We start from the raw sequence: 5,928 nt of genomic DNA on the forward strand, positions 1-5,928 counted from the left end.
GAGCGTCCGTCCCTGGCAGGCAGGTGGAGATTATACCGGATCAATTAAACCGAATGAATAATGACGACAAAGAAAAAAATCGCATCACTGACTATCATGTTTCTGCTCACTACCGTACAGGTATCCGCACAGGACATGAATTCGACTGTAAACACAATGCTTGACGGCTGGGCCAGGCCCATATACCTGGCAGGCATGCTTATCGGCCTGATTGCCGGTTTGGTACGGAACTATGACAATATCGCAGCCAAGAATGACAACGGGAACAGAATGGACGGTGTCATTGCAGTTGTTTGGATGGTCGGCTACGGTCTGGCCGGTTCGGTTGTCATCAATGCCATAAGGGCGGCAGCCATGAGTATAAATCTGAGTGTCTGATATGGAATACAAAGTGAGAAAAGGCCTGGAAACTCCCTGCCGGATCGGTATTTTCCTTTCCGGGGATTATTGGGTGGTATATTCCGCCAGCGTGGCGGCTATCGGTCTGTGCGTCCTTGCAGCCGCCCAGGGATTGACTGAGGGGCACTGGGAATTCTTTTGGAGCATGCTGGGCATATGCAGTGTGGCGGAGCCCCTGCTGTGTTTTATGCTCAGGAGAAAGACCTTGTCCCGAAAGTTCAAGAACCGGAACCGGGAGATTACCCTGAGCAATCTGGAAATGGCCCGCACACTTTACCGCATCCGGGAAAGACACAGAAAGGAGCAGTTATGACAACAAACGACACATACGGACTTCTGGACATCATGGGAGACGGGGCCATGCTGGGAAAGTCAGGTTCCCTGACCGTTTCCTTCCGTCTTACAGAACCGGAATGCTACAGCCTTTCCCCGGAAGACATAGACCGGAGAAACCTCATGCTGGAGGAAGCCTTCCGCTTTCTTCCCGACGGGAGTTACGTGCATAAACAGGATATCTTTCTCAAGCGCAGCTACTCTCCGGAAAAGGCCGGCAGTTTCCTCTCCCGGGCGGATGCCCGGTATTTTGCGGGCCGCGTCTATCTGGAACACACATGCCTGATGCATTTCACGTTCGCTTCCCTTGAGACATTGGAAAAGGCGTATGCGGCTTCTCCGATGAGATACAGGGAAGAACTGCACCGGAATGATGAACAGAAGCTGAAGGAGTTCCTCGAAGGCGTGGAAAATGCCATGAGCATCATCCGTAACATTCCCAATGTGGATGTACGACAGCTTGACGGGGTGGAAATGACAGAGCTGATGGGTGAATATGCCAACCTGTTCGGCGGAAAGCGCGAAACAAGGGATATACGGTTTTCTTCCGCCATGAGCATAGGGGAAGAAAAGGTCAAGTATTACAGCATCTGTGATGAAGCGCACCTGCCGGAAGGTATCATTTCCTCATGTGTCAGGGACTATTCGCTGCCCAAAGCCGGCAGCGAGCTGTTCCATACCCCTTTGGAAAGTCTGGGAGTCTATCTGCCTTGCAACCATATCGTCAACCAGGTTATTTTCTTTGAAGGGGACAGGAAACTGCGGGCGAGGGTGAATACTAATGTCGATGTCTATAAAAAGAACAGCAGCATACGAAAGGGCATCGAGTCGGAGTACAGGAAACTGGATGAGCTCCGAAATGAAATCATGGCAGAGAATACACCGCTTGTACGCACTTACTTCTCCCTGTGCTTTTTTGACCGCGACGAAAAGGAACTGGAGAATGCCGAGAAGAAGATCCGGGAGTGTTTGAACCTGGCCGGCTTCGGATACTACATCCCCTCGTTCGAGCATCTGGCGGAGGCACATCTGGCTTCCGTACCGGGACAGGTGAATTGCCTGCCGGGGGAGTATATGTTTCTTTCCACACTCTCCGTTTCGCTGTGCCTTTTTCTTGCCTGCAGCACGCTCCGTTCCGACGTGGAAGGCATACAGTTGCAGGACAGACTGTACCGTATCCCGGTCAAAAAGGACATATGGGATGCCGGCAAGAAAAGGGCGGATGCACGCAACGGAATGATCATCGCCGGTTCCGGCGGGGGAAAATCCACCTTCGCCGAGAATTTTACTTACCAGCTTCTCGAGCAGGACTATACGGTTGTGGTGGTGGAGTTCGGAAAAAGTTTCAGCCAGCTCTGCAAGCTTTATCCCAAGGAGTCGCTCCACGTGGACTATGACGGAAAGACACCGCTGGGCATCAATCCGTTCGACCTGCAGGGACGCAGGCCGGACAATACGGACTTGGAAACGATATCGGGAATCGTACAGCGTTATTGGAAACACATGTTCACAGGAAGGGAGCCGGAAAGGGAAACGGCACTTAACCTGTTCATCCAGGACTATTACGAACAGCCTGGAAAGGAGCGGAATTTCGTAGGTTTCTACAACCATGTCAGGCAAAACTATCCGGATATCCTGAAAAGGAAAAACATTCCGGAGAAGTATTTTGAGCTCTCCTCGTTTCTTCTGAACTGCGGGGAGTTCCTGCCGGGAAAAAGATACGAGAATGTGACGAAGGATACCAAAGTGGATTTCCTGGCCAAGAAGTTCATCGTATTCGAACTCACCCGGATCAAACAGGACAGGTTCCTTTCGAACCTGGTCATGACGATGATCTTCTCGGTCATACAGTCGAAGATACTTTCCGACAGGAGCAAGCGGGGCATCCTCATATTCGACGAGTATGCGGAAACGGCACAGATGCGGGATACGGCCACGAATACAGGCATACACAGTTCGGTGGCGTTCTGCTACCAGAAGATCCGGAAAGAGAACGGCGCCGTCTATACCATCGTGCAGACTCCCGACCAGCTGCCTGACGACGAGAATACGCAGAACATCATCGGCAATACGGACATGCTCTACGTGCTGCCCACCAAGGAGGTGATTTACAGCAGTATCATAGAGAAGTTCAAAATTACCGACCAGGCACATATCGACCTGATGAAATCCATGCGGAACAACTTTTCCGGCAGACAGCCGTACAGTGAATGTTTCTTGCGTATGGGAGAGAAATATGCCACCGTTACCCGTCTTGAACTGTCTCCGGAGAAGTTCCTTGCCTTCCAGACGGAAGGGAGCATATGGGCCGCACTGGAAGAGAAAACGCAAAGGATGGGCATGGAAGATGCCATCCGTGAATATCTGGATGAACATCCGGAAAGAAAAGTAAGGAAATTACCATCAAACAGATAACAGTATGAAAAAGACTTTGATTTTGGGATTCATGGCATTGCTCCTTTCAGGGACTGCCCGGGCGCAATGGATTGTGAGCGATCCGGAAAATACCTATCAGGGTGTTCTTTCTGTACAGCAGCTGAAGAACACTGTTTCTTCGCTCAAGGAACAGAAGAAGGTGCTGGATGAGAGTCTGGACTACCTGAGAAAAGTGAATGCCACAGTGAGCAACAGCATGACGGTCAAATACCTCATCGAGAGACAACTGAAGCTGAGTACGGAGTGCGGTACGCTCCTGACCAGGGCCGGCAAGGCGGGGATGAAATCATCCACCCTTTCCGCACTGACAGCAAATGTGGGGCAGATAACAAGCAACAACGGACGGCTGATCAGCCTTGTAAAAAGCATCCTTTCAACTTCCCTGAGGATGAACGATGCGGAAAGGCTGACACTTCTCAGGGACATAGAGAAACAGACCGAACAGGATGAGCGGAACATATGGAAAATAAACCGCCTTGTCGGTGAGTATGAAACCTTGAAACGTGCCCTGCAATGATGGAGAAAGGAGAATTCAGCGTGCTGTACCAGTCATACCGGGAACTCAGGGAGACGGTAGCCGTTAACGGGTTTTACTCGCTGGTGGCGGGACTCATCATAGCGACCTTCGTGTTCAAACTGTTTGACATGGCAAACGACATGGCAAAGGAAGAGAAAGGCTTCAGTGCCAAACATTTCTTTGAGTTGGGCAGGGAATATATCCTTTGCTCTGCCATGATAGCGGTCCTGCCTCTTTTTCTGGGATGGCTGGAAGCGATATTCGCTGCGGGGGCGGACAAGGTGGTAGAATCCATAGGTGGGAAATACAGTTCTGACAACATCTGGAAGGCGGCAATACTCGGAGACCTGGAGAATATGGTCGAGGGAGGCAGCTGGAATGTGGTGGGAACGGTATTTACCCATATGCTGACCTCACAGGTAGGAACGCTCTTCGCGCTTGCATACGACTATATCACCACCCTGTTCCTGGCAGCAAGATACGCCATGCTGCTTCTGCTGGAAATCGTCTCTCCGGTGGCCATCGCCTGCCTGTATAACAAGGACCTGAGGAGTTCTTTCTTTGTATGGGTAAAGAACCTGTTCGGATGTTACATGCTGTACCCGGCTTTCGTAACGGTAAGCGTATTCAGCGATCTTATAGTGAAGAATTACATCCAGCAGGATTCATGGCCGATATGGATCATGCTGTTCTTTTCGATTATCCTGAAGACGAGCCTGCTTGCGACAGCCAAAGCTACGGTCAATAAATGGTTATGAGTATGAAAAAAATATTAAAAAAGGAAAGGGAAACATTCTCCATTATGACAAACATGAAGAAAATACTCGGGGATTTCAATGCGCTGGCCGACGCCCGCCGGAAAAGCGCCCTTCTGGCAAAGCTGGCATTCGCCTTCTGCGCCCTTACGGTATCTGCCGTGCTGTTTTTCAGCTATTCGCTGCTTGACAGCATGGGAAACAAGATACTTGTGGTAAATGAGAACGGTGAATACCTGGAGCAGAAGGCTATGGATACGGACAAGCTCTACAGGGAGCTGCTGAGGGCACATTGCAGTTCCACAGCCTATTACCTGAACAGTTTCGACAGGCTCTCATGGCAGGAGAACCAGGCACATGCCCTGTTTCTGGTAAGCAAGCCGGACGCAACGGCCATATTCGCCAAATATCGTGCGGACAGGGCTTATGGGGATGCGCTGGAACTGGGAGCGGTATACCGGAATAAATTCGAGAAGATAATCTCCCTCTCGGTTGAGAACGGGCAGTACCATGTCGTCTTTTCTTCCGTACTGACCATCATAAACGGAAGTGACACGAAGGAAGTAAGGATTATCAGTGAGGGTACGGCCATACGTGTGAGACCGCGTTTCCCTGAGAATATATCCGGATTTTTCTTTCGGACGTATAACCAGCAATACGAGAACTTATGACACAGTCGGAAAAAAGCAGGATCATCATTCTGGGAGGAGCAGCTATCGTGACCGCCCTGCTGGTCTGGGGAATCATAGCCAGCTTACCGTCCGGTCAGGATAAAGGACAGGAAACAGGAGAAGTGACGCTCCGGGGCCGGATCAAGGAAAGTTTTACACTGGAAGACATGCTGAAAAGCGTAGAAAAAGACAACCAGGGTATGGTGAACCCTTCGACTGCCTATGAGGGTATGTCGGGCCGGACGGAATCATCCGGAACGGATTCTGAAAATGAAGAAGAGATACGGCGTATCAGGGAACTGATAAAACAGAACGAGGCGGAGATTACGGGTGGCGGTGTGGCGGTAACAGGCAGCGTGCAGCCTTCTTTCCCGGGAAAGGAAAATACCCCCGTACCTGAAAAGAAAAAAGAGGAGAAAAAAGAAGAACTGCATACCGATACGTTGGAAAGCGCGCCTGAGGCAAAACCGCGCAGGAGTTTTAATAGCGTGCGGCTTGTCCGGCAGGATGAAAAAAATGTCATCAGGGCATTTGTACACTCGACACAAACCGTAATGGTCGGATCAACGCTGAAGATGCAGCTGGCCGAGAACTGCCTTACCGATGACGGTCAGCGTATCCGTAAGGGAACACCGGTGTTCGGGGAAGTAATGAAGATTGACGGGGAACGCGTGCTGGTAAGGATTACTTCGGTGAACCTGGGCGGCAACATACTTCCTTTCGAAAAGGAAGTATATTCCGAGGATGCAATGGAAGGGATTTACGTCCCGGGAAATGCCAAGGCGGAAACGATACAGGAAGCGGAAGCGGCCGGAGT

Annotated in this window: 7 protein-coding genes; all 7 read left to right on the forward strand. The window is 50.7% G+C overall.

Going from position 1 to position 5,928, the window contains the following annotated elements; translation table 11 throughout:
• The first annotated feature begins 60 nt into the window (after positions 1-60).
• The gene (locus AB5903_RS21525) at positions 61-378 is read left to right on the forward strand and encodes a hypothetical protein (RefSeq protein ID WP_368118266.1); all 318 of its coding nucleotides are present in this window, start codon (positions 61-63) and stop codon (positions 376-378) included.
• Between the two features lies 1 nt (position 379).
• Positions 380-712, forward strand: a complete 333-nt coding sequence (locus AB5903_RS21530; protein WP_368118267.1) for a hypothetical protein — start codon at positions 380-382, stop codon at positions 710-712.
• Positions 709-3,147, forward strand: a complete 2,439-nt coding sequence (locus tag AB5903_RS21535) for a conjugal transfer protein (RefSeq protein ID WP_368118268.1) — start codon at positions 709-711, stop codon at positions 3,145-3,147. Before AB5903_RS21530 ends, AB5903_RS21535 begins: the two co-directional genes overlap by 4 nt.
• A gap of 4 nt (positions 3,148-3,151) precedes the next feature.
• Entirely contained in the window at positions 3,152-3,685 is a 534-nt protein-coding gene (locus AB5903_RS21540) for a hypothetical protein (RefSeq protein WP_368118269.1), read from the forward strand.
• Entirely contained in the window at positions 3,682-4,443 is a 762-nt protein-coding gene (locus AB5903_RS21545; protein ID WP_368118270.1) for a hypothetical protein, read from the forward strand. The genes AB5903_RS21540 and AB5903_RS21545 overlap by 4 nt, the downstream gene beginning before the upstream one ends.
• A complete protein-coding gene (locus AB5903_RS21550; protein ID WP_368118271.1) occupies positions 4,440-5,111 on the forward strand; it encodes a hypothetical protein in 672 nt (223 codons plus the stop codon). The genes AB5903_RS21545 and AB5903_RS21550 overlap by 4 nt, the downstream gene beginning before the upstream one ends.
• Positions 5,108-5,928, forward strand: an 821-nt coding sequence (gene traM, locus AB5903_RS21555; protein ID WP_368118272.1) for a conjugative transposon protein TraM, incomplete at its 3' end; no start/stop codon positions are given. The genes AB5903_RS21550 and traM, both read left to right, overlap by 4 nt.

The sequence above is a fragment of the Bacteroides sp. 2201st1_D9_2201SCRN_220225 genome (genome assembly GCF_040928965.1).
GTDB classification, from domain to species: domain Bacteria; phylum Bacteroidota; class Bacteroidia; order Bacteroidales; family Bacteroidaceae; genus Bacteroides; species Bacteroides stercoris.

Bases quoted from the DNA above. Each gene is read 5' to 3' on its own strand.
- AB5903_RS21550 (WP_368118271.1), top strand. From the start codon at position 4,440: ATGAGTATGAAAAAAATATTAAAAAAGGAAAGGGAAACATTCTCCATT.
- AB5903_RS21545 (WP_368118270.1), top strand. From the start codon at position 3,682: ATGATGGAGAAAGGAGAATTCAGCGTGCTGTACCAGTCATACCGGGAA.
- AB5903_RS21535 (WP_368118268.1), top strand. From the start codon at position 709: ATGACAACAAACGACACATACGGACTTCTGGACATCATGGGAGACGGG.
- AB5903_RS21530 (WP_368118267.1), top strand. From the start codon at position 380: ATGGAATACAAAGTGAGAAAAGGCCTGGAAACTCCCTGCCGGATCGGT.
- AB5903_RS21540 (WP_368118269.1), top strand. From the start codon at position 3,152: ATGAAAAAGACTTTGATTTTGGGATTCATGGCATTGCTCCTTTCAGGG.
- AB5903_RS21525 (WP_368118266.1), top strand. From the start codon at position 61: ATGACGACAAAGAAAAAAATCGCATCACTGACTATCATGTTTCTGCTC.